The organism is Bdellovibrio sp. 22V (assembly GCF_030169785.1).
Lineage (GTDB): Bacteria > Bdellovibrionota > Bdellovibrionia > Bdellovibrionales > Bdellovibrionaceae > Bdellovibrio.
Genome location: NZ_CP125854.1, coordinates 3,272,175 through 3,297,148, shown reverse-complemented (window position 1 = coordinate 3,297,148; position 24,974 = coordinate 3,272,175). Strand labels below are relative to the sequence as shown.

24 protein-coding genes are annotated in these 24,974 nt (G+C 47.8%); 14 read left to right on the top strand and 10 right to left on the bottom strand.

Annotated elements, in window-relative coordinates; genetic code table 11:
- Positions 1–2 precede the first annotated feature (2 nt).
- From QJS83_RS15960 to QJS83_RS15945, 4 genes are all read left to right on the top strand, one after another.
- Positions 3–1,271, top strand: coding sequence for a M16 family metallopeptidase (locus QJS83_RS15960; protein WP_284606340.1), 1,269 nt, complete (start codon positions 3–5; stop codon positions 1,269–1,271).
- An 11-nt stretch (positions 1,272–1,282) separates the two neighbouring features.
- The gene (gene dut, locus QJS83_RS15955) at positions 1,283–1,732 is read left to right on the top strand and encodes a dUTP diphosphatase (RefSeq protein ID WP_284606338.1); all 450 of its coding nucleotides are present in this window, start codon (positions 1,283–1,285) and stop codon (positions 1,730–1,732) included.
- Positions 1,733–1,836: 104 nt separating this feature from the next.
- Positions 1,837–3,396, top strand: a complete 1,560-nt coding sequence (locus QJS83_RS15950; protein ID WP_284606336.1) for a TrbL/VirB6 family protein — start codon at positions 1,837–1,839, stop codon at positions 3,394–3,396.
- A complete protein-coding gene (locus QJS83_RS15945) occupies positions 3,393–4,145 on the top strand; it encodes a J domain-containing protein (protein WP_284606334.1) in 753 nt (250 codons plus the stop codon). The genes QJS83_RS15950 and QJS83_RS15945 overlap by 4 nt, the downstream gene beginning before the upstream one ends.
- On the opposite strand, the gene QJS83_RS15940 is transcribed toward QJS83_RS15945, so the two are convergent.
- The 4 genes from QJS83_RS15940 to QJS83_RS15925 form a co-directional block, all read right to left on the bottom strand.
- Complete coding sequence (locus tag QJS83_RS15940; protein WP_284606332.1) at positions 4,126–5,520, bottom strand: YncE family protein; 1,395 nt, start codon at positions 5,518–5,520, stop codon at positions 4,126–4,128. The genes QJS83_RS15945 and QJS83_RS15940 overlap by 20 nt on opposite strands.
- A 143-nt stretch (positions 5,521–5,663) precedes the next feature.
- Entirely contained in the window at positions 5,664–6,233 is a 570-nt protein-coding gene (locus QJS83_RS15935; RefSeq protein WP_284606330.1) for a YIP1 family protein, read from the bottom strand.
- 41 nt (positions 6,234–6,274) lie between these two features.
- Positions 6,275–6,940 (bottom strand): hypothetical protein, encoded by a 666-nt coding sequence (locus tag QJS83_RS15930; protein WP_284606329.1) that lies wholly within the window; start codon positions 6,938–6,940, stop codon positions 6,275–6,277.
- Positions 6,941–6,946: 6 nt separating this feature from the next.
- Entirely contained in the window at positions 6,947–7,606 is a 660-nt protein-coding gene (locus tag QJS83_RS15925) for a hypothetical protein (protein WP_284606327.1), read from the bottom strand.
- A gap of 79 nt (positions 7,607–7,685) precedes the next feature.
- On the opposite strand from QJS83_RS15925, the gene QJS83_RS15920 reads away from it, so the two are divergent.
- The 10 genes from QJS83_RS15920 to QJS83_RS15875 all read left to right on the top strand — a co-directional run bounded on the left by QJS83_RS15920 (position 7,686) and on the right by QJS83_RS15875 (position 19,519).
- Positions 7,686–8,126: a hypothetical protein gene (locus QJS83_RS15920; protein ID WP_284606325.1), complete on the top strand. Its 441-nt coding sequence runs from the start codon at positions 7,686–7,688 to the stop codon at positions 8,124–8,126.
- Between the two features lie 45 nt (positions 8,127–8,171).
- Positions 8,172–8,867 carry a polyprenol monophosphomannose synthase gene (locus QJS83_RS15915; RefSeq protein ID WP_284606323.1) on the top strand — a complete coding sequence of 232 codons (696 nt, stop codon included), beginning with the start codon at positions 8,172–8,174 and terminating at the stop codon, positions 8,865–8,867.
- Between the two features lie 124 nt (positions 8,868–8,991).
- Complete coding sequence (locus QJS83_RS15910) at positions 8,992–9,786, top strand: SH3 domain-containing protein (protein ID WP_284606322.1); 795 nt, start codon at positions 8,992–8,994, stop codon at positions 9,784–9,786.
- 83 nt (positions 9,787–9,869) lie between these two features.
- Positions 9,870–11,753, top strand: coding sequence for a DNA mismatch repair endonuclease MutL (gene mutL / locus QJS83_RS15905; protein WP_284606321.1), 1,884 nt, complete (start codon positions 9,870–9,872; stop codon positions 11,751–11,753).
- The gene (gene miaA, locus QJS83_RS15900) at positions 11,753–12,685 is read left to right on the top strand and encodes a tRNA (adenosine(37)-N6)-dimethylallyltransferase MiaA (RefSeq protein ID WP_284606320.1); all 933 of its coding nucleotides are present in this window, start codon (positions 11,753–11,755) and stop codon (positions 12,683–12,685) included. Before mutL ends, miaA begins: the two co-directional genes overlap by 1 nt.
- 34 nt (positions 12,686–12,719) lie before the next feature.
- Positions 12,720–13,598: a YicC/YloC family endoribonuclease gene (locus tag QJS83_RS15895; RefSeq protein ID WP_284606319.1), complete on the top strand. Its 879-nt coding sequence runs from the start codon at positions 12,720–12,722 to the stop codon at positions 13,596–13,598.
- On the top strand, positions 13,595–14,152 hold the full coding sequence (gmk, locus tag QJS83_RS15890; protein WP_284606318.1) for a guanylate kinase: 558 nt from the start codon (positions 13,595–13,597) through the stop codon (positions 14,150–14,152). The genes QJS83_RS15895 and gmk overlap by 4 nt, the downstream gene beginning before the upstream one ends.
- A 50-nt stretch (positions 14,153–14,202) precedes the next feature.
- On the top strand, positions 14,203–14,442 hold the full coding sequence (gene rpoZ / locus QJS83_RS15885) for a DNA-directed RNA polymerase subunit omega (protein WP_284606317.1): 240 nt from the start codon (positions 14,203–14,205) through the stop codon (positions 14,440–14,442).
- Positions 14,443–14,691: 249 nt separating this feature from the next.
- Positions 14,692–16,908: a RelA/SpoT family protein gene (locus QJS83_RS15880; protein WP_284606316.1), complete on the top strand. Its 2,217-nt coding sequence runs from the start codon at positions 14,692–14,694 to the stop codon at positions 16,906–16,908.
- A complete protein-coding gene (locus QJS83_RS15875; RefSeq protein ID WP_284606315.1) occupies positions 16,886–19,519 on the top strand; it encodes an ATP-binding protein in 2,634 nt (877 codons plus the stop codon). Before QJS83_RS15880 ends, QJS83_RS15875 begins: the two co-directional genes overlap by 23 nt.
- Here the strand turns inward: QJS83_RS15875 and QJS83_RS15870 are convergent.
- The 6 genes from QJS83_RS15870 to pilM form a co-directional block, all read right to left on the bottom strand.
- Entirely contained in the window at positions 19,491–20,405 is a 915-nt protein-coding gene (locus QJS83_RS15870; RefSeq protein WP_284606314.1) for a hypothetical protein, read from the bottom strand. The genes QJS83_RS15875 and QJS83_RS15870 overlap by 29 nt on opposite strands.
- A 10-nt stretch (positions 20,406–20,415) precedes the next feature.
- On the bottom strand, positions 20,416–20,805 hold the full coding sequence (locus tag QJS83_RS15865; protein ID WP_284606313.1) for a hypothetical protein: 390 nt from the start codon (positions 20,803–20,805) through the stop codon (positions 20,416–20,418).
- Between the two features lie 97 nt (positions 20,806–20,902).
- Positions 20,903–21,343, bottom strand: a complete 441-nt coding sequence (locus QJS83_RS15860) for a single-stranded DNA-binding protein (protein WP_284606312.1) — start codon at positions 21,341–21,343, stop codon at positions 20,903–20,905.
- Between the two features lie 162 nt (positions 21,344–21,505).
- A complete protein-coding gene (gene gspN, locus QJS83_RS15855) occupies positions 21,506–22,471 on the bottom strand; it encodes a type II secretion system protein GspN (protein ID WP_284606311.1) in 966 nt (321 codons plus the stop codon).
- 2 nt (positions 22,472–22,473) lie between these two features.
- Entirely contained in the window at positions 22,474–23,151 is a 678-nt protein-coding gene (locus tag QJS83_RS15850) for a hypothetical protein (RefSeq protein WP_284606310.1), read from the bottom strand.
- Positions 23,148–24,818, bottom strand: a complete 1,671-nt coding sequence (gene pilM / locus QJS83_RS15845) for a pilus assembly protein PilM (RefSeq protein ID WP_284606309.1) — start codon at positions 24,816–24,818, stop codon at positions 23,148–23,150. Before pilM ends, QJS83_RS15850 begins: the two co-directional genes overlap by 4 nt.
- Positions 24,819–24,974 lie beyond the last annotated feature (156 nt).

Below are 24,974 nucleotides of genomic sequence, written 5' to 3'. Positions count from 1 at the left end.
GAATGAATACTAAGTTCAAAAAATCTGAACTTTCTAACGGGATCCGAGTGGTGAGCGAACTTCATCCAGGGTCCCGTGCCGTTTCTATCAGCATCTGGGTTTTGACGGGCACGCGTGATGAAACGCCTGAAGTGGCCGGCATCTCTCATCTTCTTGAGCACCTCGTTTTCAAAGGCACAAAAACTCGTTCGGCGTATCAGATCGCCAAATCTTTGGAAGCTTTGGGTGGAGACCTCAACGCCTATACAACTCGTGAGTACACTTGTTATCACGCGATGGTTTTAAAAGACCATTGGGAAAAAGCGTTGGATGTTCTTTCCGATCTTGTTTCAAACATGCATCTGACCAAGAAAGAATTCGGACTTGAAAAAGGCGTGATTCTGCAAGAGATCGCCATGTCCGAAGAAAGCCATGAAGAAATCATTTACGATGTCTTCTATGAGCAGGTGTATGGCAAACATCCTTTGGCGCGCCCTATTTTGGGAACGCCAGCATCCATCGCTTTGATGAAACAAAATCAGGTGATGGACTACTATAAAAAAACGTACTCGGGCCGCAATATCATCGTCAGCGCCGCAGGCTGCTTGGATCATGATGAGTTGATGGCCGGAATTGAAAGACGTTTGGGCGCAAAAAAGAAAACGGTTTTGAGTAACAAGCGCACGTCGCCGCGTTGGTTGCGTCGTCGTCACGTCGTGGAAAAGCAAGCCGAGCAGGTTCATATGTTGTTGGGTTTGCCGACAGCAAGTTTCAAAGACAAATATCGCTTTGAGGCCGTGATCACGAACACGTTGCTGGGTGGAGGCATGACTTCCAAACTTTATCAAAGTGTGCGCGAAAAAAGAGGCTTGGTTTACACGATTCATTCGATGCTTAATACGCATATCGACTCGGGCATGCTGACGATTTACGCGGGCACGGAAACGAAGAACGCGCGCAAAGTGGGAGACCTCATCTCGAAGGAATTCCAAAAAATCGTGAAGCAAGGCGTTTCTAAGCACGATGTCGAGATGTTTAAAACACAGGTGATCGGCAGCATTTTGCTGAGCTCCGATGACATTGAAAATCGCATGACATCCTTGGCGGTCAATGAGATCGTCTTTGGCGCTTACCGCTCGGTCGAATCGGTGATCGAAGAGATCAAAGCAGTAAGTGTAGACTCAGTGAACCACTATATCCGTAATGAGTTGGATCTCAACAAAGCTTCAGGCGTTCTTATGGGGCCGGGAGTGACGGAGCTGCAAACATGGTGGGATGAACTTGTTCTGTAGGGGAGGAACGCATGCAAAAGCTGACTGTTAAAATCAAAACTCTTGAAAACTTTCACGGTGAACTTCCGCAATATCAGTCTCATGGCGCGAGCGGTTTTGACGTTCGTGCGCAGTTGGCAGCGCCGGTTGTGTTGAACCCTGGCGAACGTGCGATGATTCCAACAGGCTTGAGCTTTGAAATTCCTCTTGGTTACGAAATTCAAGCGCGTCCGCGCAGTGGTTGGGCGGCAAAAAGCGGTCTGACTGTTTTGAACACTCCGGGCACTATCGATGCCGACTATCGCGGTGAAGTTAAAATCATCGTAATCAATCTTGGCAACGAACCCGTGACGATCAGCAATCAAGAGCGTTGCGCGCAACTCGTGGTCGCTCCGGTGATTCAGGCGCATTTCGAATTGGCGACAGAGTTGTCCTCTACGGATCGTGGTGCGGGCGGCTTTGGTTCTACAGGCCGTGCGTAGTTTCATTTAAAGCGAGCCGGACTGGACCTTTTCCTTTGCGCTCGCTTCAATCTCCACAAAAGTCTTGTGGGAGTTAAGGGACTTTTTGCCGATAAATACAAATCATGAAAATGGTTTGGGCGTGCTTATTTATTTCTCTGTTCTGTTTCACTTCTGTGGGAGAAGCGGCGGCGTCGTCATCCCAACTGGAACTTCTTTATACAAAACAAATTGCCTGGACGGCGGCGAATTTGGAAGACCCCAAAGTGGTGGCTTCTTTTCGTGCGTCTTTCAAAGAACTTCTCGGCGATAAAAACAAGCTGGCGCAGTTAAAAAGCAGTGAGGGGCAAAGGCTCTTGCAGCAAGGCCAAAACCTTTTGGCGGTGACTTTGCTTAAAGAGCGTTTAGATAAATGTCTTTTGACTCATGAAAATGCAAAAAGTATTTCTGCCGCTTTGTCGAAGGCGATGAACTCGCAAGTGCTCAATGCCGATGTGTGTGCCACTTTGGTGGAAGAAGAAAAAAAACTTCAGTCTTTCAGCAAGGAAATGGAAAAGAGCATGAAAGAGGAGGCCCGCAAAGCGATCCTGGCCTCGGCGAAAAAACAACTCAACAGCACGCAAGCGTATTGGAAAGAAGCCGCGAAGAAAGACAGTTTGGATCTTGCGGTTGAGTTGACGGATCGGGAGCGTGAGATCACGGTGAAGCCGCCTCAAGCGGGCACGGAGCTTTTGTTATATACAAAGGCGATTCGTGAAAGAAAAAACAAAGAAGTTATCGTGCAAAACGATGTGAAGAAAGCCTTCACGGAAGTGCAAGCGGAACTGCAAACGCACGAAAAATATCTTAAAGACGTTGAACATAAGAACCTCGATGAATCCTTGCAAAGTCTGCTCGTCACAAATCCGGCGGCTGCTGCGCAGTTTTTGATAAACAATCCCGGGGCTTTGGATTTGGTCTGTCGGCTTCTGCAAGATTACGATAAAACCGCTCGTAACAAAGAGACCTTGGATAAAGCGATCTTTTGGGGAGGCCTCGTGATCGGTGGGGTGCTTGTCGCGACAGGAATTGGCGCCGGTGTGGGCGCGGTTGTCTTGTCCGGAACGGCAGCGGCGGGAACACTGACGACGGTCGCGGCGGGGGCCGCACTGGCAGGCACTATTGCAGGCGGCGGTGAGGCTATATACGCTTCTTCCAAAGCGCATGCCTCCTTTATCGAGGCTAGCAATCTGCGCGCTTCGGCCTTTGCGGAGAACTCGTCGCAAGATGCATTTGCGAAAGCCGACAAAGTAAAAGACAAAGCTTATTCGGAATTGGCGGAGGCGGGATTTTCCGCCGCGTCGATCGTGCCGTTTGGTGCAGGTTTGAAAGTAATGAAAAACGCCGCACAGGCTTCGAAGCTCGGTTCTTACGCGCGTGTCGCAAAAGAGGGCGGCAAAGTCGAGGCGGAAGCGGTTCGTTCCCTAGCGACGTCTTTAAAAGAAATCTCTTCAGACAAAAAAGTTCTTTCAGTGCTTGAAGAAAGTCAAAAAAATGTCGACTCGGAAGAGATGGGCATGTTCCTGGGATACTTGTCGCACTTACCGCAAAACGAACGCAAAGAAGTTTTAAAATTGATTAAAGAAAAGCCCGAGAAAGTGCCTGAAGCGATTCGTAAGTCCTCAAAAAATGGAGTGTGCAAGTGAAGCATCTCATCTTATTGATCACACTTTTTTCTTTGCCGGTGAAAGCCCAGACCGCCGATGAGGTTCGCCGTATCATGAACTCTCAAAGCAACTACTACCAAGTTTTGGGCGTTGATAAAAATGCCTCCTCGGATGAAATTCGCGCGGCTTACCGCCGTTTGATGAAAGTGTATCATCCGGATCGTTACCTCAATGAGCCGCAAAAACTTCACGCGGCGACGGAAGTGATGAAGAAGTTAAACATCACGCGTGACACTTTGATGGATCCGATAGCTCGGCAAAAATACGACAAGACGGTGAAGGTAAATACACAGACAAACACCGGCTCTAAAACTGCGCCGAACGCGAGCGCTAAACCCAACAATCCTTCTACGAAAAAATGGACACCTCCGGATTTTACCGCGGAAGCAGAGGCAAAAGCTCAGGCCGAAGCGGATGCGCGGGCAAAAGCCGAAGCCCAAGCCCAAGCAAAAGCTGAGACCGCGAAAGAACCTCCGCGTCCTGCGCCAGATACTTACGAAAAGCCAAAGCCGAATTTTACGAACAACGACTCTTTCAAAACAGAAGCTCCAAAAGCAGAATCTTCGAAGGCAGCGGTGGAATCACCCAGGACAGAGGCGGCTCCGCGAACGACGGAGAAACCAAAGGGTCCGGTGGATTTCCGTGCGCAGCAAGCGGCGAAGTTTTATGAAGACACTGCTCGCTGCGGGGATGGGTTCTTTAAGTCCTTTATTGATGTGATGCTTTAGACGAAATTTGATACTCGTAGATCGACAGAATTTTCTTGAGATCGAAAAAATAAACCTGATCATCTTTAAGACCTGCTGACATCAAGGTTTTTCCGTCGGGAGAAACTTCCAAAGCCGTGGGTTGAGATCCGCCGACCAGACTGAAAACCAGCTGTCCGTTTCTGACGTCGATAATGTCGATCTTGCCTTTGATTTTGGGATCAACGCGGCTGTCTTCAAGAGACGTCGTCGTTCGTGAAGACACGTAAAGATAACGGTTGTGCACGGGATCTAAGGCGATGGTGTTTGGGTGGGCGAGCTCCCATTTCTGATTCGGAAAATTGGGGTGATCCTTGGGATAGTCTTCCAGCACCAGCAGATTTTTTCTCCCGTCACGAGTGTGAAAAGGAATAAGAAGATTTTTCCAAGTGGTGGATGCCAAGACAGGCGTCGACGTCGTGGTCACCGTAAGAACTTCCTCCATCAGTTTTTTCATGTTGATGCGAGAGATGGCATTGCCGCGCATGTGACTGAAATAAGCGGTGCGACCATCTTTGGAAACGACGACGTGGCGAAGATTGACGGCACGGCCGGCGGTTGCCAGATCCATCGGTGCAAGTTCCGCGATTTGTTTGTGATGAACGGCATCCACAATAATAAGGCTGCCGGTTTCAGTGGCCAGAATCAGTGCGTATTTCCCATCCGGCGTAAAAGCGATGCCGCGCGGGGCGATAAGGTATTTTTTGATATTTGGATTGGTGAAGTTCGTCTTTAAGCGAATCTTCCCGATATAGTGAGCGCTGCCGTCCAGATTGCCATCGTCGCGCAATTTTGAAACGTCAATGATGCTGACGTCATCGGAAAAATAGTTAGCGACATAGATGATTTGTTCTCCGGGTGATTCTTTAACGAAGGGGCGGGCTGCGATAATTTTGGAGCCAGCGCCCTTTGTGGGAATGTATTTCGCGATTTTTTGAGTGACGGTGTTCACGACCGTCAGAAGTCCGCCGTCTAAGAAGATCTCGGACGTTTTATCGCCTTCTGCGCGCGAGATAAAAGCCCACTTGCCATCGACAGAAAAATCAACCTCGGTGTTTGCGAAAATTCCACCCTTGATGCCAACAGGTGTAACAACTGTTTTTTCCAAGGCGCGTTTTTGCAGATTGAAGATGGATGTTGTCGGAACCCGCTGTTTAATGCTGGGGTCTATTTTTCCGCACATCTCCGCGACATACAGAAAACGTCCCGTCGGTTCTACTTTCATTCCCTTGGGCATACACCCCGTAGGCGCGGTCCCTAATAAAAAGTCTTTGGTAAAAGAGTCTTCCAGCAAAGGTGCGCGGGCATAAGTGTTCGTACAGAGTAAAACGAGCGAAATAAAAAGTGAGAAACGCATTTGTCACTTCCTTGTTAGAGCTTTTAAGGCTAACAAGATTCAGAACATATTCTAAATTCTTCCGGTTTAGTTTGATGTATTACAAGAGAACAGCTGACACATGTTTAGCGGCAAAAAAAAAGACCGGGAGGACCCGGTCTTTTTTATCCCAATCTTTCAAGACGAGAAATATCAATCCGGTTCCAGAGCCAGATAATGAAAACAATGGCAAATAGGATCGTAACCAAGCGAAGCGCGCGGCGTTTTTGCATTTGAAAGTTTTCCGTTAAGCCGACCGCCATCAGAAGAGCTGTGAACGCAAACCCCACCAGCGTGATGGGTGGAATCATCTCGGAACCCACTTGAAAAGCAAAGAATGGAATGTTCGCGAACAAAATCAAAGTGAAGATCTTGCGCATCGAGCAAGTGCGCTTTTCAAAAACCTGAAAGTAATAGTAGATGAACAAAGCGCCAATGAAAGTCGTGACCACACCCACAATCGGAGAAATCACAATCCCGCCAACAATTCGGAAAAAGTTGGGAGGCACAAGCCCTGTCAGCACACCCGAAGTCATCGAGATCACAATCAAAGTGATGATTAGAGTCGACCAGCTCCAGTCAGGGAGAGTTTTTATTTTCTCAATAGGATGACGGAGATAGTTAATGATGTAGCGAAAGACTTCTTTCGCGGGTTCAAAGGATGAATTCGGTGTCACGTCTCTGTAGTCGCTCATGACTCTATTGCATCATTCTGAGGCCAGCTAAGCAAGGGGATTTACAAGTCGTCCCGTAAATCCATTTCCGCCAGAACTTGCGCTCTTTCAAGTAACAGCAGGCCGTTGGCGACAGCCGTGTCTTTGTCGGCGCCCAAAGTACTCAAAGAGGGTAAAGCCGGTTTGCTTAAAGCCTTGTGCAAACGATACGTGAGTTTCAGAAAGAAAGATCCATTCCCAGAGGGCAGGCATTCAATCTCCGCCAAGGGGAGGGGGAAGCCTTTTAAGGAGCCGGGCTCTGCCGGTACATGGGCGTCGCGGATTTCGCTAAGGCTTATCACCGCCGGCGATTTTCTTTGCGCCAAAAGATCTTTGAGTTCCGTCAAAGTCGGAGTGTCGACGAAAAGATGAAAACGGCGCTGGTGTTTTTCTTGTTGGTCCAAGAAATGCGCGACACGTTCGCGGCGCTCTTCGCTGTCCTTCCAGGGAAGGTGCAAGGTGAAAACCTCATAACCGTGTTCAGCTAAAAAGGACGTGTAGAGATTCCAGTAAGAACTGAAATAAAAAATAGAGCGGGGGCCGGTCACAAAAAGCAAAGGCCAACGAGTCAGCAGACAATTGGGTTTTAAATCAAAGGGGATTTCTTGCCGGGCTCGCACTCGATTGGAAAAAAGGGCGAGACCTAAAAGGAAGACGGCAACTGAAAGAATGAATACGATGATGTCCACGCCCCATTATAGGGACGTGGTCAGGCGAAATGCAAAGTCAAAGGAGTTTTTATCCGCTGTTCTGTTGATCAAAGAAGAGCGACCACTGACTTCGGCACCTAAAGAAAGATTTCTGTGCACTTGAGCGTTAAAGCCCGTGGAGATCACCAATGAAGGAGTCGTGTCGTCAACGTCGATGCCTTTGGCGGAGTCTTTGAATTTCAAGAAACGATTGGAAAGCCCTGTGCTCAAAGTGTATTTCCAGATGCTTTCAAGGCGGTTGGTGTAACCGACTTTAAGATCGAACTCGCGCAAAGTCATTTCTTCAGTTCCGGATTCATTCACGCCGTAATTTCTGAAAACACCCTCGGAGTACCAATTCGGAGAGAAAAGATCCATGCCTAAAGATAGCTGAATCCCATTTGCATGGCGGTTGAAGTTTTGCTTTTGGGCAGAGATGTTCGAAAAGGAATTTACGTAACCGATCCCGGCGTGCAAGCGAACGTCATCCAAAGAACTGTTTTGCTTTTGTGTGAAGCCGTTCTTCTTCTCGCTCAGTTCGTTCAAAAGCTGATCGTAGCTGACCTCTTCATACTCAGAGGAGCCGGATGCGGCCTGGACTAAAGTGGGAGCTGTTAAAAGGGAAGCTGCGACTAAAACGAATTGGATTGTTTTATACATTTGCATTTCTTAATTCTAGCAAGGCTTTGTCATTTTTCAAAAATTCATCTTTCGTTCTAGACCTCATTGTTGGCACACTTAAAGTATGTTTGCTCTTTTCTCCCAACGTCACAATTGTTTCTGCGCGTTTTGTAAAAGTCCGCGCCGTATTTATCGCAAGAAGAACATCTCTGTTATGAACCTCCTGGCAAGTGCTTTGGCTTCGGTGGTTTTGATGTTCGCGATCTGGCAACAATTTGATCCGCGTGTGATGATTGTTTTTGTCGTGTGCTTGGCGATTTCAGAAGTCTTCGTGAAAATTCGTTGGCGTCTTTCCGTGGTCTGCCGCCAGTGCGGATTTGATCCGGTGATGTATTTGAAAAATCCTGAGGCCGCGGCGGCAAAAGTAAAAGAGCAATTGGATATGCGTAAGCAAGATCCTAAATATTTACTCGCAAAGCCGCTTAATTTGCCCGCAATTCCCGCAGAGAAAGCGAAAGCCTTGCAAACTAAGGAAAAAGGCCGCTTAGTCTCCCGTTCAATTTGATCTAAAGATAGACAACCAGGCCTCTTTATGACAGGTTAAGGGGGCATGAAAACACTGGTCGTTATTCCTACGTACAATGAAAAAGAAAACATTCAGAACATCGTGCCTGCAGTTTTGGCACAGAATCTTGGCGTCGAAATTCTTGTGGTTGACGACAACTCCCCGGATGGTACGGGCGCTATTGTAAAGGAAATGCAAAAAACTCTTCCACAGCTGCATTTGCTTTCTCGTCCCGGCAAACAAGGTTTGGGAAAAGCGTATATCGCCGGTTTCCGTTGGGGTATGGATCACGGTTTTGAAGCGATCACAGAAATGGATGCTGATTTCTCACATCGTCCAGAGGATTTGGGACCTTTGCTTAAGAAGCTGGAAACTCATGATTTCGCTGTGGGCTCCCGCTATATACAGGGCGGTCGCACGGTGAACTGGGGAATTTTACGTAAGATTATTTCCCGTGGGGGCGGTATTTATGCGCGCCTTATTTTAGGTTTTCCGTTGAACGATTGGACGGGCGGTTTCAATGCGTGGAAGAAAGAAGTTTTGCACGCGATTGATCTCGCGACTGTCGAGTCGAATGGTTACAGCTTCCAAATTGAATTGAAATACAAAGCTCTTAAAAAGGGTTTCAAGGGAGCGGAATCGCCGATCGTTTTTGAAGACCGTCGCGTGGGGCAAAGTAAGATGTCCCTCAAAATTGTCTTAGAGGCATTCTATCGTGTCTGGCTCATGCGCTTTAAATAAAAGCCACCTGCCGGGCCTCTCTGTTTTGTTGCCGCGTCGGCGCCGTACGATGTACGGCTTTCTCCTTGCGCCTCGTATAGGGGCCCGTCATGCAGCTTTTATATCTTTCTTTTTTGTTTTCCTTTTGTTTCCGGTATTTGTGTGGGCGCAAGCGCAACAGGCGACTGTGATGCTTGAAGGTGCTTTGGTTTATCAAGATGCGGATTTTGATGCGCCGGTGATTTCCACTCTGAAAAGGGGTGGTGTTTACAGCGTTTCCACAAAGAAAAAAGGACCGTTTTACAAAATCAGATTGAAGCCGGGAACGACGGGTTGGATTGCTGATACAGATGTAAAGCCGGGAGTGATCAAACTAGCAGAACCGGAAAAAAACCAGCCCTCGGAAGAGAAAAAAGACAAACGCCGTAAACCCTTCTTTGCATCTCGCTATCGCGGTCTTGATATTGAAATGATCAACTTCACCGAAGACACAATGGGTGAAGAGCGCTCCGCGAGTATGATATTTTATGGTGTAAAGTTTAACGGCTTCAACACGATGTTTACGGGCGACATTTACACGGACGCGAATATTATTTTCGCGCCGTCAGCTCCTAGCTACTATGCGGATGAAACAGGAAAAAGTGCGGATGGATTTATTTTCATCGCCGATTTTTTGCTGCAAACCGTTTTGCCCAAAGGAAAGTCGATGCTGTTTTATTATGGCTTCGGTCCTATGTTTAAATACTCACATTTCAACCTTGAACTTCCGAATGGAACGAAAACGATTTCTTACTCTGCGGACGATATGAGTTTGGGGGCCGTGTTTGATCTTGGCGTGGCATTCCGCCTGGGGCCCGTGTCGCTGCGAACGGACGCCAAATATTATTGGGAACGTTCACGTTATTACGGTTTGGGATTAAACCTCGGCTGGGAGTTTTAACGCACAGCATATTTGGCCTGAAATTTAGACTGCGCACCGTACTCAGGGATGACTTGCGCAGTCTCCTCATGCAAATTCCCTCTATGTCAATCCAAGTCCTATCTCCTGAAGTCGTCGACCAAATTGCCGCTGGCGAGGTGGTGGAGCGTCCTGCTCATCTCGTTAAAGAACTTGTAGAAAACAGTATCGATGCGGGCGCCACGCGCGTGCATGTCGAGTTTTTTGATGGCGGGCGAATTGTTAAAGTGATCGACAACGGAAAAGGGATGTCGCCCGAGGATCTGCCGAAGGCTTTGGAAAGATTCGCAACAAGTAAAATTTCAAAAACAGATGATCTGTGGAAGCTGCGCACTTTCGGATTCCGTGGTGAAGCGCTGGCGAGTATTGCGGCTGTCAGTAAATTGACTTTAACTTCGCGTCGCGAAGGCGACGAGCAGGCGCACCAGTTGGTCAGTGAGTACGGCAAAAAAAGAGATCTCGATAAAGTCGGTGGCTCGCAAGGCACGACCATCCTGATTGAAAATCTTTTTGAAAACACTCCGGCACGTTTAAAGTTTCTTAAATCCGATGCTGCCGAAAATACCGCGATCAAAACGACTTTGAAAGCGATGGCTCTTTCGCACTTTGATGTCGAGTTTCGCATCCAGGAAAACGGCAAGCTGGTCAGTTTTTGGCCGGCCTGCAAATCGCGCAAAGACCGTGTCGAGCAGATTCTAGAAATCAAACCTCTCTTTGAAGGCGAAGCTTCGCGCGAGAATGTCAAAGCGTATGCGGTGTTCGCGGATCCTCACAATGTGGCGAAGACGGCGAAAAACATTTGGTTGTTCGCGCAAAACCGCTGGATTCAAGATCGCAGTATTCAGGCGGCGGTGAACGAAGCTTATCGCAATCTGCTGATGCACGGGGAATATCCGATCGCTGTTGTTTGGGTTGAAACAGATCCTGATTGTGTCGACGTGAATATTCACCCGACAAAATCGCAGGTGAAGTTCCAAGATTCTTCTTTGGCTTTCCGTGCTGTCGCCGGGGCTTTGCGTGGCACTTTGGAAAAAGCGCCTTGGCTGCCGCAAGAGCAAAGACCGCAACCTCTTGCTCCGCTGGCGGATGTGTCTGCGGCGGATTATACTAGCACGCAGGGTTTGCCTAATTTTGCGAATGTCGTACCAGCGATGCCCAAAGAAAATCTGGCTTTCGAAGACACTTCTTTGACAGTGACGCAGTTTCAGAAAAAAGATTTCAATTTTCCTTCGACGGTTCAGCAGCCCAAGATGGATTACAAAACTTTGGCGGATGCCGCCGCTTCTCGCGAGACGTTCCAGCAGGGGCCGGCAATGTCAGGGCCGCCGGCGACGGTGAGCGCAAATCCCGAAGAGCCGCGCGGGTATTGGTCTTCACTGGAAGTTCTGGGGCAAGCAAATCTTACTTACATTGTCACGCAAGCGCGCGATAAAATCGTTTTCGTCGATCAACATGCGGCTCACGAGCGGGTGGTCTTTGAAAAACTGATGAGCGCCTGGAAGGGCGGGAAAGTCGACGTGCAAGATTTCCTTTTCCCGTTGGCGATTGATATGTCTCCGGAAAAAGTGGAGGCCCTTGTTGCGCTCGCTTCTGAAATTGAACGTTTAGGCGTTTTTATTGAAGCCCTCGGTCCCGGAACGATCGGTGTGAAAGCGGCGCCGTTGATGATTAAAGAATCCATCCTCAGTTCCGTCTTGGATAAAATGGCTTCTGAAATCGTCGAGCAGGGGGGAAGTTACTCTCTTGAGCGGGTTGTGGGTGATATCTGTGCGACAATGGCTTGTCATTCGGTCGTGCGCGCGGGACAAGCGTTGGGACTTGAACAAATGAAAAGTCTTTTGCGCGATATGGATATGTTTCCGCTTTCAAGCTTTTGCCCGCATGGGCGACCTGTGAGTGTCGAGTATCCGTTCTTTAAACTGGAAAAAGATTTCGGGCGCATCGTTTGATGAAGAACTCCAAAAAGCCCGTTATCTTTGTTGTGGGAGCTACCGCCACCGGAAAATCCGATTGGGCGCTCAAGCTCGCGCAAGAATTTCGCGGTGTCATTATCAACTGCGACTCTGTTCAGGTTTATAAAAAATTGGACATCGGTTCGGCGAAACCTTCGCGCGCAGAGCGCTCTTTGGTTCCGCACTATCTTTTGGACTATGTTTCTCCTCCGCAGGAAATGACCGCCGGGCAGTACAGCCGTGATTTTCATGAGCTCATGGAAAAGCTCCCTGAAAATACGCCCGCTTTTGTTGTGGGCGGCACCGGTTTTTATTTTATGGCGATTGAAAAAGGCATGTATCCCGTTGTGCCTGTTCCTGCCGAAATTCAAAAAGCGGTGGCGGATGAATTGGCGCAAGAAGGCGGCTCGGAAAAACTTCATCGCGAACTTTTGCTGAAAGATCCCGAATATGGGGCGAAGATTCACGTTTCCGATCACTATCGGATCGGACGGGCGATCGAATTGATTCGCAGTCAGGGAAAAAGTGTTACGGCGATTCAGGAGGAGTTTGCCTCTTCACGTTCGCAATTTCCTTATCCGCTTTTAAAAATCGGCCCACAATGGGACCGCGACGTTCTTAAAAAACGTATTGATCTGCGCACAAAGAAAATGCTGGAGCAGGGTCTTGTCGCTGAAGTCCAAGCGCTTCTCGATGAAGGTCTAGAGAGATGGGCTCCGATGAGCAGTGTGGGTTATAAAGAAACCATCGCGCATGTGAAGGGCGAGTTGAGTTCGGAGCAGTTATTCGAAGAGATTGCGAAGAACACTCGCCAGCTCGCCAAAAGACAAAGAACTTGGTTTCAAAGAGATAAAGAGATTCATTGGTTTGCGGGGGACTCTGGCTTTCCCGAAGCTCGTGCTCTGGTCGAGAAATTTCTCACTTCTTGACCGCGACAAAGCCTGATTTCAGAATGGAGATATTATGAAAAGCATGACAGGGTACGGCACCGCGAGAGTTCAAACAAAAGACGTCAGCGTTGAAGTGAGCATTCGTTCGGTCAACGGCCGTTTCTTAGAGCCTCGTTTTCATTTGCCGCGCGAATTCGTGGCGATGGAAGCCGAACTTAAAAAAATTCTGAGCAGCACTCTTTTGCGTGGCACTGTTGACGTGTTTGTTTCCCGTCGCGTGCGTAATGCCGCGAACAAAGCGCAAATGACCGTGAACGATGCCTTGGCGAAGAAGTACATGACGGCGTACAAACATCTTTCCAAAGAGTTGGGCGTGCCTTTTCAAGTGCATCTTGAAGTGTTGGCGCGCTTGCCGGAGATTATCAAAGTCGAAGAGACCTACGAGCTTTTCACCGGCGAAGATAAAGTTCTTAAAAAAGCTTTCATCGAAGCTTGTCGCAATTGTGATCGTGAACGCACGCGTGAAGGAAAAGCTTTGCGCAAAGATCTGGAAAAGCTTCTTTTGGCTCTGGAAAAACAAGTGAGAGTTATCAGTGAGTTACGCGGCGAAGCCAATGCGCAACTTCAAGATAAATTCGAACAGAAAATCCGCGCGCGTCTTAAAGGAAATGACATTGATCCGACTCGTCTCTCACAAGAGATCGTGATTCAGCTTGAAAAAGCCGACATTAATGAGGAACTCACGCGTTTGAGTGAGCACATTAAAAACTACCGTCAATTGGTAGGTTCGCAGCAGGCGGAAGGTAAGAAGCTGGACTTTTACACGCAAGAGCTGCTCCGCGAAGTGAACACAATCGGTTCAAAGTCTCAGGTAGCCAAGATCACTCATGCCGTGGTAGAAGCAAAAACCCTCATCGAAAGATTAAGAGAACAGGTACAAAACGTTCAATGAAGACACGTCTTATTATCGTCGCCGCTCCGAGTGGCGCAGGAAAAAGTAGTTTTGTCGAAAGGCTCAGCAAGGAAGATCCTCGCTTGGTGGACATTATTACTTACACCACTCGTTCTATGCGTAAAGGCGAGAGTGACGGCCATCCCTACCACTTTATTTCTTCTGAGGATTTTCAGGCGAAGATCAAAGAGGGTTTTTTTGTTGAGTGGGCCAAGGTTCATACGAACTTTTATGGAACCTCTTACAGCTCGATAGAAAGCGCCTGGAATCAGGGAAAATGCGCGATTATGGACGTGGACATTCAGGGTGTCGAGACCTTCAAAGCCAAGTTTCCAGATGCTAAAACCGTGTTTATTTTGCCGCCATCTATCGACGAATTGCGTCGTCGCATTGAAAAAAGAGACGGGGGCATGCCTGCGGATATCGAGGTCCGTATGGCCAACGCGGAAAAAGAAATCCGAGAGGCGTCTAAGTTCGACTATCAGATCGTGAACGACGTCTTTGAACATTCCTACGCTGAATTTAAAAATATCGTTGAAAAATTGCTAGCTTAGCTGTAACTTGGCCGAATTGATTCGTTTGATCATTGGACTCTGGAGGCATAATGGCTCGTGTAACTGTTGAAGATTGCTTGGAAAAAGTACCTAACAGATTTGCTCTTGTATTGATGGTAGCGAAAAGAGCGAAGCAACTTCTAAAAGGGGCTGAAGCCACCGTTTCTACTCGTTCTAACAAGTATATTGTGAGCGCTCTTCGCGAAGTAGCTATCGGTAACGTCGGTTACCTCGATGCTATGGACAATGCTGAGGCGACTCGCCAAATCGAAAAAGACCTCAATAAGTAGTTTTTGAGGCTCATCCTAAAGGGATTCTAAAAAGGAGGTTAAAAACCTCCTTTTTTCGTTTCAGCCCTCCCCGGCAGTCAGGCTTCTTTACCCTGTCAGACCCCGCGAAAACTTCGCATTAAGCAGCGTTAAAACGATCCTATTTGTTTATGGCTGATCCCGCGTTGGCCTTCCGAAAATGCTAATAAAACTAGGACCTTAAGGAAAACTTAGTTGGAGCCGATAGTCTCTCGAGGTAAGCTTTTATATATGGTTGAGTTCCTGAAAGAGAGCGGAGTTAGTCAAAAGCCAGTGAAGACCTTAGAGGATCTCTTAGGTCGCATTCGCAATTTCTATCCGAATGCAGATTTGAAGGTGATTGAAAAAGCTTACGCGTTTTCAGAGAAAGCTCACGAAGGGCAAATTCGTCGCAGTGGTGAGCCCTATATTTCGCATCCTCTTTCTGTCGCCGCGATTCTTGCGGATCTTCATCTTGATCTCGACACAATTGCGACAGGTCTTTTGCACGACACGGTGGAAGACACGCATGCAACTCTGGAAGATATTCGTCGCGAGTTCGGCGATGTGATCGCTCATCTTGTCGACGGTGTTACAAAAATCGGGCAGATGAAATTCAAAAACAGTCACGAAAAGCAAGGCGAGAACATTCGCAAAATGATCGTGGCGATGGGTAAAGACGTGCGCGTGGTTTTGGTAAAACTCGCCGATCGCCTGCACAACATGCGGACTTTGAATTTCATGCCGTTTGAAAAACAAGAGCGCATTGCTCTTGAGACTTTGGAAATTTATTGTCCTCTTGCGGGCCGTATGGGTATCAGTTCTCTCAAGATTGAACTTGAAGATCTGTGTTTCCGTTACTATCGCCCGGATATGTACTATGAACTTGTTCAGCATATCAAAAAGACAGAGTCGGAACAGAATCGTTATATCGATGACGTGAAGTCGATGATCTCTAAAGAGTTGAACAAAGCCGGTTTCAAATACGAAGTGTTTGGCCGTTCAAAACACTTGTGGTCGATCTATCGTAAAATGCAATCGCGCAGTATCGATTACGATCAGGTGTACGACGTCCTTGCCTTCCGTGTGATTGTTGGAACCGTGGCGGAATGTTACGCCGTCTTGGGTTTGGTGCACTCTTTGTGGAAACCGATTCCGGGCCGTTTTAAAGACTTCATCGCCATGCCGAAAGCCAATAACTATCAATCTCTGCATACGACAGTGATCGGGCCGGGCGGAGAGCGCATCGAAATTCAAATCCGTACGCAAGAGATGCATCTTGTGGCAGAGCGCGGGATCGCCGCGCACTGGAAGTACAAAGAGCGCGGCAAAATGCTCGACGACTCTGACTTCCAAAAGGCCGATTGGCTGCGTGATCTCGTGACTTGGCACCAACAAGTGCGCAGTCCCGATGAGTTCTTGGATACCGTGAAGACAGACTTGTTCGAAACGGAAATTTACGTTTTCACTCCGACCGGAGACGTGCGTGAATTCCCGGAAGGCGCAACCCCGGTCGATTTTGCTTATGCCGTGCATACGGAGCTTGGCAACCGCTGTGTCGGCGCGCGGGTGAACGGCAAGATGGTACCGCTGAAGTACCAACTGCAAAACGGTGACAGTGTTGAAATCATTACGTCCAAAACGCAACAGCCTTCCAAAGACTGGTTGAAGTTCGTCGTTACGAATAAAGCCAAATCAAAAATTCGCGCCTTCGTGAAGGAAGAACAACGCCGTCGCGCAATTCTTTTGGGAAAAGAATTGGTGGAAAAAGAATTCCGCAAATTCGGTATGGCGGCTGCGAAATATCTTAAAGGACCGGCTTTTGAAAGTTATTTGAAAGATCACGGTTTGGCGGATCTTGATGAGTTGTACGTGACTGTCGGCTACGGAAAGTTAGAGACGCGCGTTCTTGTCGAGCGATTGTCGCCTGAAAATATCGCCAAAGAGGCGGCAAAAACGGAAGACTCTTCCTTCATGGAAAGAGTCATGCGTGCAGCGACGCAAAAAACACGTAAAACAAATTCTTTGATCAGTGTTGACGGCATGGACGACGTTTTAGTGCACTATGCAAAATGCTGTCATCCGATTCCGGGCGATCCAATTGTGGGTTTTATCAGCCGCGGAAGAGGCATCACTATTCATCGCAGCGACTGCCGCAAAGCTTTCGAGTTCGATCAGCTTCGTAAAGTCGACGTGAATTGGAATGTGAAACAAGCGGGTGAAGGCCAAGAGCGTGTCGTCCGTCTAAAAATTATTTCTCAAGACGTTCCGGGTCTTTTGAAACTGATGTCTGAAGCTTTTGCGCAGCAAGGAATCAATATCCAGTCCGCGCAAATCAGAACCACGAAAGATAAGAAAGCTGTTTGTCATTTTGAAGTCAGTGTTCGCGACGCCAGCCAATTGAATCAAGCAATCTACGAGATTCAAAAGATCAAAGGGATCATTGGTGTCACTCGTGTTATCCACTAAGATTTCTCGTAAGCTGCATTTTATTTTTGCCAGTGTTGTCTTCCTGGTGTCGATCATTGTCATGATTGGGTGGATTCTGCGCGATATCACGCTGATCCAAATTCGTCCTGATTATCCTCCGATGGTTTTTAATACGGCGTTGTGCCTGGGCATTTATGCTTTGGGAATTCTGTTTTCAGAGCGAGATCCCCGTTACGCCAAAGCGGCTTCAGCCTTCGTTTTCATTGTTTCCGCGATCACTCTTGGCCAGTACATCACCGGAAAAAACTGGGGTATCGACACTTTGGTTTTCAAGCCTTTGCTGGGCACGGCCACAGAAACGCCCGGTCGGATGAGTTTGAGTTCGACGGTGTGTTTTCTGATTTTAAGTTTTGCGGGTTTTTATAAACGCCGCGTGAATTCCCACCAGTTTATTTGTGCGACGGCGGCGACTCTTGTTGTCGGATTTTCAACGATCAGTTTGCTTAGCTACTTTGCAAACTTCGACGCGAAATACGCGTGGGGAAGTTTTCTGGCGATGGCCGCGCATACGGCGGGATGTTTGTTGCTTTTGGCTCTGGCGCTTTTGTGGCAAAAACGGTTGCAAATCCGCAGTGTCACGCAAAGACAAAATGCGCTTGTGCCTTTTTATGTTTTGATCGTCGGGATTTTAACGTCGGTTCTCATCTGGCATCTTCTCGTGATGCGCGATTTCGATAGAAATAAAAGTATCACGCATATTCGCGGGGAATCGCTGAAGAGTTCTTTGGATAATGTTTTTTATCCTCTGGAAAAATCCCTGCAACAAATGTCTTATCGATTTGCTTCCGGGGCCTATCTTTCAGAAAAGTACTGGCGTATTGACGCTGAAAACTACTTCAACGAGTTCCAGGGACTTCGTCGCCTTTTGTGGTCCGATGAAAATCGCGTGGCGCGCTGGGTATATCCTCTAACAGACGGAGGAAAGCTTGTCTTAAATACCAGTGTCGGTTTTGAGGCGGGTGTGCTGGAGTCTTACCGCCGTGTGTATTCAGAGCGGCGCCCTTTTCTTTCCCGCGTGTTTGAGTTGCGTTCCGGCGGTAAAGGTTTTGTTTTACTCGTACCGATTTTCCGAGACGAAAAATACCTTGGCGTCGTGTCCGCGGCCGTCATGGCAGAGCCTTTCTTTACGCGCGTTTTGAACAATCAGGGATACGATCTTGCCATTCTGGAAAAGGGCAAAAGAATTTACTCCATCGGCGATATCGACAAGAACTTGCCCGGCAGTTGGACTTATCGCACGCACTATTCCAATATGGGCGTTGATTGGGAAATTCTCCTTGTTCCGAAAGCCTCTACAATTCGGGAAAACTCTTCCGCGATGCCAAGTGTGGTTTTGTTGTTCGGGGTGAGTGTCTCGGCCTTGTTGGGACTTGCATTGAGCTTTTACAATCGGGCACGCGAATCTGAAAAAGAAGCGAAGGAAGCATTTGAATGGAAAAAAGCGAGCATGAACAGCTCGGCTTTTCTGATGATCTCTTTGGATGAAAAAGGTTTTATTCGCGAGATGAATGCCACAGCCGAACGCATGTTGGGTTATACGACCGAGGAACTCGCAGGCAAAGAAACACCGTGGATTTATCATGACGTCAAACAAGTCATGGAGTTTCGCGATAAGATGGTGGCGGAATTAGGACGTCCTATCGGGCTGGACATCGAATTCTTCAAAGCGCTTTTCCAAGTCCGCGACTACAAAGCCAGTGAGTGGACTTTGATTTCCCGTTCCGGGAAAAAATATTCAATGGTGCTGTCGGCCAGCGAAATCCGCAACGAAGCGGGGCAGACGACAGGCTACCTTGGAATTTTCGAAGACGTAACAGAGCTTCGTCAGCGCGAGCTTCTTTTGCAGGAGCAGGAGCAAAAAATCCTGGCATCGTCGCGGTTGGCGTCACTCGGGGAAATGGCGGCCGGCATCGCGCACGAGATCAACAATCCTTTGGCGATCATCAACGGCCACGTTGGAATTTTACGTCGCCATTTGCAGAATCGCGGTCTGGATAAAGAAGAAGACATGGTGAAGAAAATTGATTCTATTGAGGCCGTGGTGCAAAGAATCGCCAAAATCATTCGTGGCCTTCGCAGTTACGCGCGGGAAGCGGATCAAGGTGCAAAAGAGTGGGTGCGCGTAGAATCTTTGATCGACGACACTTTGTCATTTTGTCACGAGAAGTTCCGTATCGAAGGCGTTGAGCTGAAGGCCCAGATCGAACCGCACTTGGAAATTCACGTAAGACCCTATCAAATCTCTCAAGTGGTTCTGAATCTTTTGAACAATGCTTTGGACGCCGTTTTGGCGAGCAAAGAAAAACGTGTTGTGATTGAAGCGTGCCAGAAACAGGGCGGCGTGGAAATCAGTGTGATGGATAGTGGCGCCGGCGTGCCTTATCATTTGCGCGAAAGAATCATGGAGCCATTTTTTACAACTAAAGAAGTGGGTAAGGGCGTCGGTTTAGGCTTGAGTATTTCTCAAGGAATCATTCAATCGCACGGCGGGAAATTTTATTTGGACGATGCGGGAGGCAAGACGCGTTTTGTGATTTGGCTGCCCGAGGATGAAAACGAAACTACAGATTCCAAGCCCAGCCCGCTTTGATCATCATCTGACTGGCTTTCACAGTATCCGAAGACGGAAACATATTGTATTCAAGACTTACGGGAATATAGTTGCGACGATTCAGTTGAATGTCGACACCGACGTTGGCGTTAAAAACTTGATTCGTCGAAATTTGCGACTCGTTCAAAGCGGAACTGGATTTTGAAACGGCCAGAAGATAACCCAATCCCCCACCAAGCCAGCCGCGGTATTTTCCTTGGATTAAATACCACTTAATCACACCATAAAAAGAGAGATAATTGATTTTGGCGTCACAGCTTGTCGTGCCTCCGCAGGCTGCTGAAGAGGCACTTCCGGAAACGTTAAACTGTTCAATACCAGCGACGGCATGACCGACAAAGTCGCGGCTAAAAGCGTAGTCATAAAAACCATCCACGCCAAAACCGTTGCCGTTCATCGTTGCACTGGCTGTTTGTAAGATGCCTGTTCCTGAATCCAGATAGCGAATATCGGCTGTCATGCTGTTCATTGTGATAACGCCCATAACGCCGTAAGAGTCTTTCAAAACACGAAGGTGAGTGCTTGCATCCCGCTTTGTAGAGGTGTCTTCTTCACTGCCCGGTGGTGGCACATCCGCACTGATCGGGGAGGCTGCCTTCGCTTGCAGAGAATAACCGCTAGCTGCGCGGCCTTTGACGATTTCAGCAAGGGCTTTGCCGCTTTTGACTTGTTTCACGCGAATAATCGCAGTTCTTTTATCTGAACTTGGATTGATCAAGTAAAACTCGTCACCTGGAGCAACCACGTCGCCTTCAAGATTGATCAGAACCTTTTGCCCTTTAACGGCAGAAACAGTCGCGGCTTCGGCAGAGACAGCAAAGTAAAGCAGGGAAGCTAAAGCAAAGATGCAAAATCGAGATGTCACGGGCCTTCCTTTATTCAAGGGTCATCACGTTGTTTTCAAGTTCACGGATGAAATCTTGTTTGTACAAGTTCCACGTGACGTCGTCGGCAAATTCATAGATGCAAGAGTGTGTGGCATTGTCAGCTCGCTGAATGGCTTTAACTTCGACAGTACGGCCGCGATGGGTGCGCCAGATTTCTAAATCGTTTTCCGCAACGACCAATTCATAATTGTGTGCGGGAAACTCTTCGTTAAACCATGATTCAAGACGGTTTTCTTTTTTGCAGCTTTTAAGTTGAAAAGAAGACGCGGAAATTTTACTCGGCGCCTCGGACTCGAATTGTTTACGTCCTTCAGAGCGGTAGATAGTACAACCGCTTAAAAATATGAAGCTAAGGCTAGAAAGTAAAAACGACTTCATAACCCTTATATTATAGGTAACTCAGGACAAAATAAAAAGCCCCGAATGTTTATCGGGGCTTTAGTCGGCTGTTGAGAACGGGCCGAAATCGAACGAATTAGAACGGAATTTCGTCGTTGGAATCGAAGCTTGGTTCTGGACCGAAATCGTTGAAGCCGAAATCGTCTCCGCCGCCGCTTGTAGAAGCGCCACCTGCAGATCTTTCGCCACCAGCAGCACCCAAGAATTGAACCGTGCTAGCTACGATCTCTGTCGTATAACGTTTTTGACCTTGTTGATCTTCCCATTGACGAGTTTGAAGTTTACCTTCGACATAAACTTGACGGCCCTTAGCAAGATGCTTACCGCAGATTTCTGCAAGTTTGCCCCATACAGTTACACGGTGCCATTCAGTGCGTTCTTGTCTTTGACCGTCTTTCACCCAAGTTTCGCTTGTAGCGATGTTCAAGCGTGCTACGGTGCTGCCGCTGCCAATCGCTTTGACTTCAGGATCAGCGCCCAAGCGGCCTACTAGGATGACTTTATTTACTCCAGACATTTTCCCTCCAATTAAAACAATTCGTTTTTTGTCAGAATGAGAGTGAAGTCAATAAGACTTCAGGCTCTTTTTTTATTGCAGGAAAAGCTGAGCAATATTTAGGCAGAGCCCCTCGTCAGTTTAAATATACGAGGGGTCTGTTTGAACGTCCAAAATCGGACACTAACGCACGGCACCTATGCTGGGCGGCATCATTGGATTGGTCGCAGAGACCTTAAATTTGTACTGAGCGCCTTCCGACGTCGGCGTTTTATAGCCGTCGATGAACGTCAAAAACAAAGCGGCGCGATCTTGGAAACTCTTTTTCGTCTTCAAATCGATCTCAAAATTATAAGCACCGATTTGTTGGCCAAAAGAGCCACCGCGATTCACGATATTCAAACCGATATTGCCTTTGATCGTGCCGTAAAGCTCGTCACCCGGTTTGCCGATCGTGCCGGTCTCAATAATAAAGCGTCCTGCGGAAAGGCGGCCTTTAAGTTCGACGGTGCTCAGTTTTAAATCGGGCAGAGTCAACGGACCCATCGGCGTATTGACGTTCGAAGGCGGTAATTCAAACTTCGAAATCGTCATGTTCACATCGACATCCGGTTGTTCCTGAAACGTCAAATCCGCTAAAGCTGTTGTCTCCAAATTCATTTGTCCTTTAAGAAGGACAGGGAGATTGGCAAGCTCACGCAAGTCATGCAAGGACACTTGTTTCGCGCTGACTTCAATGCGATGGCGTTCAACGCCATTTTCCGTGCGCGTGCCTTTACCCACTTGAACGTCAACATCTCCCTTCAGTAATCCCTTTGCAGAGACATGGCCATAAGGTTTTTGTTGAATCAAGCCGGTCACAGACGGAGTGATGACAAGTTCTTGCGCTGACAAGGCCGGCGTACGAATAGATTCAATATAAACTTGATCCATTTTTACACCGGGCTGCGGGAAAAGACTCATTTTCAAACGCTCAAACTGCACGTACACCGTGTTGTTGGAAAGTTTGGAAACTTGTGAAGAAATCAAGTCACTCATGTCATCAAACGGGAAGAGCAGGAATAAAAAGACCAAAGCGGAAACCACCATGATGAAGATTTTCCCTTTGCTTTCACGAATCAATTTGATGAGCTGACGAAGTTGTTCCATGTCTACTCCTCGCTATTGTTACGATTTCTTTTGCCGCGAGAAGGAGGCTCTGCCGCCGGAATTTCTGGTGGAGCAGGAACAGCCAAAGCAACTAATTTGTAAGTGACGTCATAATAGCGGGCATCTTCACTATTCGCCGTCATGATGATGTCTTTCAGTTTCAAACTCGGATTAATGCTTTGAAATTGATAACCCATGTCCAGAGCCTGGCGAATATTGAGCTTCGCAAGACTGACTTGCACGGCGCCTTCGGTTAAATTCTGCGGCACCAATTTCGAATCGTTTTGTATAACTTCCGTGCCTTTCACCTGTTCTGGCAAAAGATTCGCCGCCTTGATTTGGCTTTCAATATTGGCGCGAACGGAGTCAATAGGCGGAGCTTGCGGAATTTGCGGCACGTCCGAAGACTCGCGAGTGACTTTAAGCAACTCACGGATCGTCATACGTTTGCTTTCAAATTCATCCACGTACTCTTTGGATTGATTGTAGCGCCCGTAAGGAATACTCAAAATCATAAAACCGATAAGAGCTACGACACCCACCACCGTGACCTTTTGCATCGGTGGGGACATGTTTTCGTAGCGATCGCGCAATTGATTGTAAGCGCCGCTTTCTTGCACTCTCTCCCATGTAACACGGGCATCACTAATAAATTTATCCTTTAAATCGTCTAAATTCATCTTGTCACCTTCTGGATACCGCGATCGACATTAAAACTAAAAGAGAAAGCTGTTCGGCCGGGCAGTGGATTCAAAGTGGATCTTTGGGCTCGCACTTGTCCGTCAGCAGCCACGTTTGTCAAAGACTGTTGCAGAATGCTGAGCTCTCGCGCTGTATTCACGTAGCCTTGCATCACCACTTGTGCGTCTTGCACTTGCAACTGGTGTACATCCAATGTGATCGTTGCTTTGCCAGGAGCCGCTTCCGAAATCTTTTTGACGATATCAAGCGCAGAGTTCATGTTTGCCACACTTGCCAAAGTTTTTAAATCCGCAGCTCGTTTTTTATTGTCACGAATGTATTTACGAATGCCGCTTTCAGAAGCGTTCTTTCCTTTAAGGCCCGCGACGGATTTCGCCTGGTCTTTAAGGACTTCTTGTGTGCGATCCGCCAAGGATAAAGAAAAGCTTTGGCGAAGGGTTGTATAAACGAAAAGGATCAGAAGCGCTGCCGCGCCCACCTTGATCGTATGACCCCATTTTTCCCAGAACATTTTCGCTTGGTGATTTTCTTTCGCAAATTCACCCCGCAAGAAATTGATCGGAGGGTTGCGCGGTTTTTTGAAACCTTCAATGGCAAGGCCCAAAGCCACTCCGGCTTTGGCGCCATTCTGCGCGGATCTTTCAAACATCACGTTCGGAATTAAGTCTAAAGTAGAAACGCGGTTTACGGGAACTTCCAGAATTTGCGTCAGGAAAGGTCCCAGATTTTGAATCTGCGAAACCCCGCCGGTTATAGAGATCGTGTTGATCTGCGCATTAAACTCACTCTTAAGTTCCAAGATCGAAAGTTGCAGATCGCGCGCCATTTCGCGCACAGCTTTCGCAATCGTATCTGAGAACGTCACTTGATCGAAAGTAGCGCCTTGTTTATTCGTCAGAATGAAAGCTTTCGTTTGCAGCTCTTTCATCGCTTCAAGGAACGGAATTTCATATTTTTTGGCAATCGCATCGGCGATATTTTTTCCGCCCCACAAAACGGAGCGAACCGCGATCAGGGAGTTGCCTTCAAACGCCGTGACTAGCGTGCGCGTGTGTCCCATGTTCAAGATCAATTGCACGTGACGGACCGGTTTATTTTCTTCGTCGTTCAGCGCAATCGCCGGTGGCAACATCGCCGGAGGAGCCTCATTCCATTTTTCAAAGACGTTCGCGAAGGCCGTGCCTTCTGTCGAAATCAAGAAAGGATCCATGCCGGCATCGTTGGCTCTTTGAATGGCGTTTTGTAAATGCACTTTCGGAGCCGCACATGCAAGAACTTCAGCGCCGCTTCCCACGGTGCGAATGATTTTCGCATCGAAGATCGCGTTGTCAGAGGAAAAAGGAATGTCTTCTTCAAGTTCAAACGCGAGAGACTTTGCAATTTTAATACGATCGTTGAACGGGAAGAACTTATTGCGAATCGCCACGCGGTCTTGACGAAGACCCATGATGAAACGTGTTTGGTTGGGATCATAGTGACTTGTGAAGTCGCGTAAGAACTCGATGATCTCAAGCTCTTGATCGTGTCCAGGGGCGACGTTCAGGGGATGCTCAACGAATTGAGTGACCTGAAAGCCTTTGGAAGTGGACTGCACTTCAACAAGTTTAATGCTGCTAGAACCAATGTCTATGCCGAGTGATTTCATGAGAGCCCGTTCCTCCGTGAACAAGTTCAGACTTAAGTTTATGCGAGGAGGAGGGTGTGTGTATAGCTTTAAATGTTGGAAATGTTTTGGGGAATTGGAAAAAAACGGGCGGAAGTTTTATTGTCTTATCCAGGCTTTAGTCTTGCCGCCGTTGAA

What these genes read in the sequence shown, in the direction of transcription:
- QJS83_RS15960 (WP_284606340.1), top strand. Translation starts at nt 3, where the DNA reads ATGAATACTAAGTTCAAAAAATCTGAACTTTCTAACGGGATCCGAGTG.
- dut (WP_284606338.1), top strand. Translation starts at nt 1,283, where the DNA reads ATGCAAAAGCTGACTGTTAAAATCAAAACTCTTGAAAACTTTCACGGT.
- QJS83_RS15950 (WP_284606336.1), top strand. Translation starts at nt 1,837, where the DNA reads ATGAAAATGGTTTGGGCGTGCTTATTTATTTCTCTGTTCTGTTTCACT.
- QJS83_RS15940 (WP_284606332.1), bottom strand. Translation starts at nt 5,520, where the DNA reads ATGCGTTTCTCACTTTTTATTTCGCTCGTTTTACTCTGTACGAACACT.
- QJS83_RS15935 (WP_284606330.1), bottom strand. Translation starts at nt 6,233, where the DNA reads ATGAGCGACTACAGAGACGTGACACCGAATTCATCCTTTGAACCCGCG.
- QJS83_RS15925 (WP_284606327.1), bottom strand. Translation starts at nt 7,606, where the DNA reads ATGCAAATGTATAAAACAATCCAATTCGTTTTAGTCGCAGCTTCCCTT.
- QJS83_RS15920 (WP_284606325.1), top strand. Translation starts at nt 7,686, where the DNA reads ATGTTTGCTCTTTTCTCCCAACGTCACAATTGTTTCTGCGCGTTTTGT.
- QJS83_RS15915 (WP_284606323.1), top strand. Translation starts at nt 8,172, where the DNA reads ATGAAAACACTGGTCGTTATTCCTACGTACAATGAAAAAGAAAACATT.
- mutL (WP_284606321.1), top strand. Translation starts at nt 9,870, where the DNA reads ATGTCAATCCAAGTCCTATCTCCTGAAGTCGTCGACCAAATTGCCGCT.
- miaA (WP_284606320.1), top strand. Translation starts at nt 11,753, where the DNA reads ATGAAGAACTCCAAAAAGCCCGTTATCTTTGTTGTGGGAGCTACCGCC.
- QJS83_RS15895 (WP_284606319.1), top strand. Translation starts at nt 12,720, where the DNA reads ATGAAAAGCATGACAGGGTACGGCACCGCGAGAGTTCAAACAAAAGAC.
- gmk (WP_284606318.1), top strand. Translation starts at nt 13,595, where the DNA reads ATGAAGACACGTCTTATTATCGTCGCCGCTCCGAGTGGCGCAGGAAAA.
- rpoZ (WP_284606317.1), top strand. Translation starts at nt 14,203, where the DNA reads ATGGCTCGTGTAACTGTTGAAGATTGCTTGGAAAAAGTACCTAACAGA.
- QJS83_RS15880 (WP_284606316.1), top strand. Translation starts at nt 14,692, where the DNA reads ATGGTTGAGTTCCTGAAAGAGAGCGGAGTTAGTCAAAAGCCAGTGAAG.
- QJS83_RS15865 (WP_284606313.1), bottom strand. Translation starts at nt 20,805, where the DNA reads ATGAAGTCGTTTTTACTTTCTAGCCTTAGCTTCATATTTTTAAGCGGT.
- QJS83_RS15860 (WP_284606312.1), bottom strand. Translation starts at nt 21,343, where the DNA reads ATGTCTGGAGTAAATAAAGTCATCCTAGTAGGCCGCTTGGGCGCTGAT.
- gspN (WP_284606311.1), bottom strand. Translation starts at nt 22,471, where the DNA reads ATGGAACAACTTCGTCAGCTCATCAAATTGATTCGTGAAAGCAAAGGG.
- QJS83_RS15850 (WP_284606310.1), bottom strand. Translation starts at nt 23,151, where the DNA reads ATGAATTTAGACGATTTAAAGGATAAATTTATTAGTGATGCCCGTGTT.
- pilM (WP_284606309.1), bottom strand. Translation starts at nt 24,818, where the DNA reads ATGAAATCACTCGGCATAGACATTGGTTCTAGCAGCATTAAACTTGTT.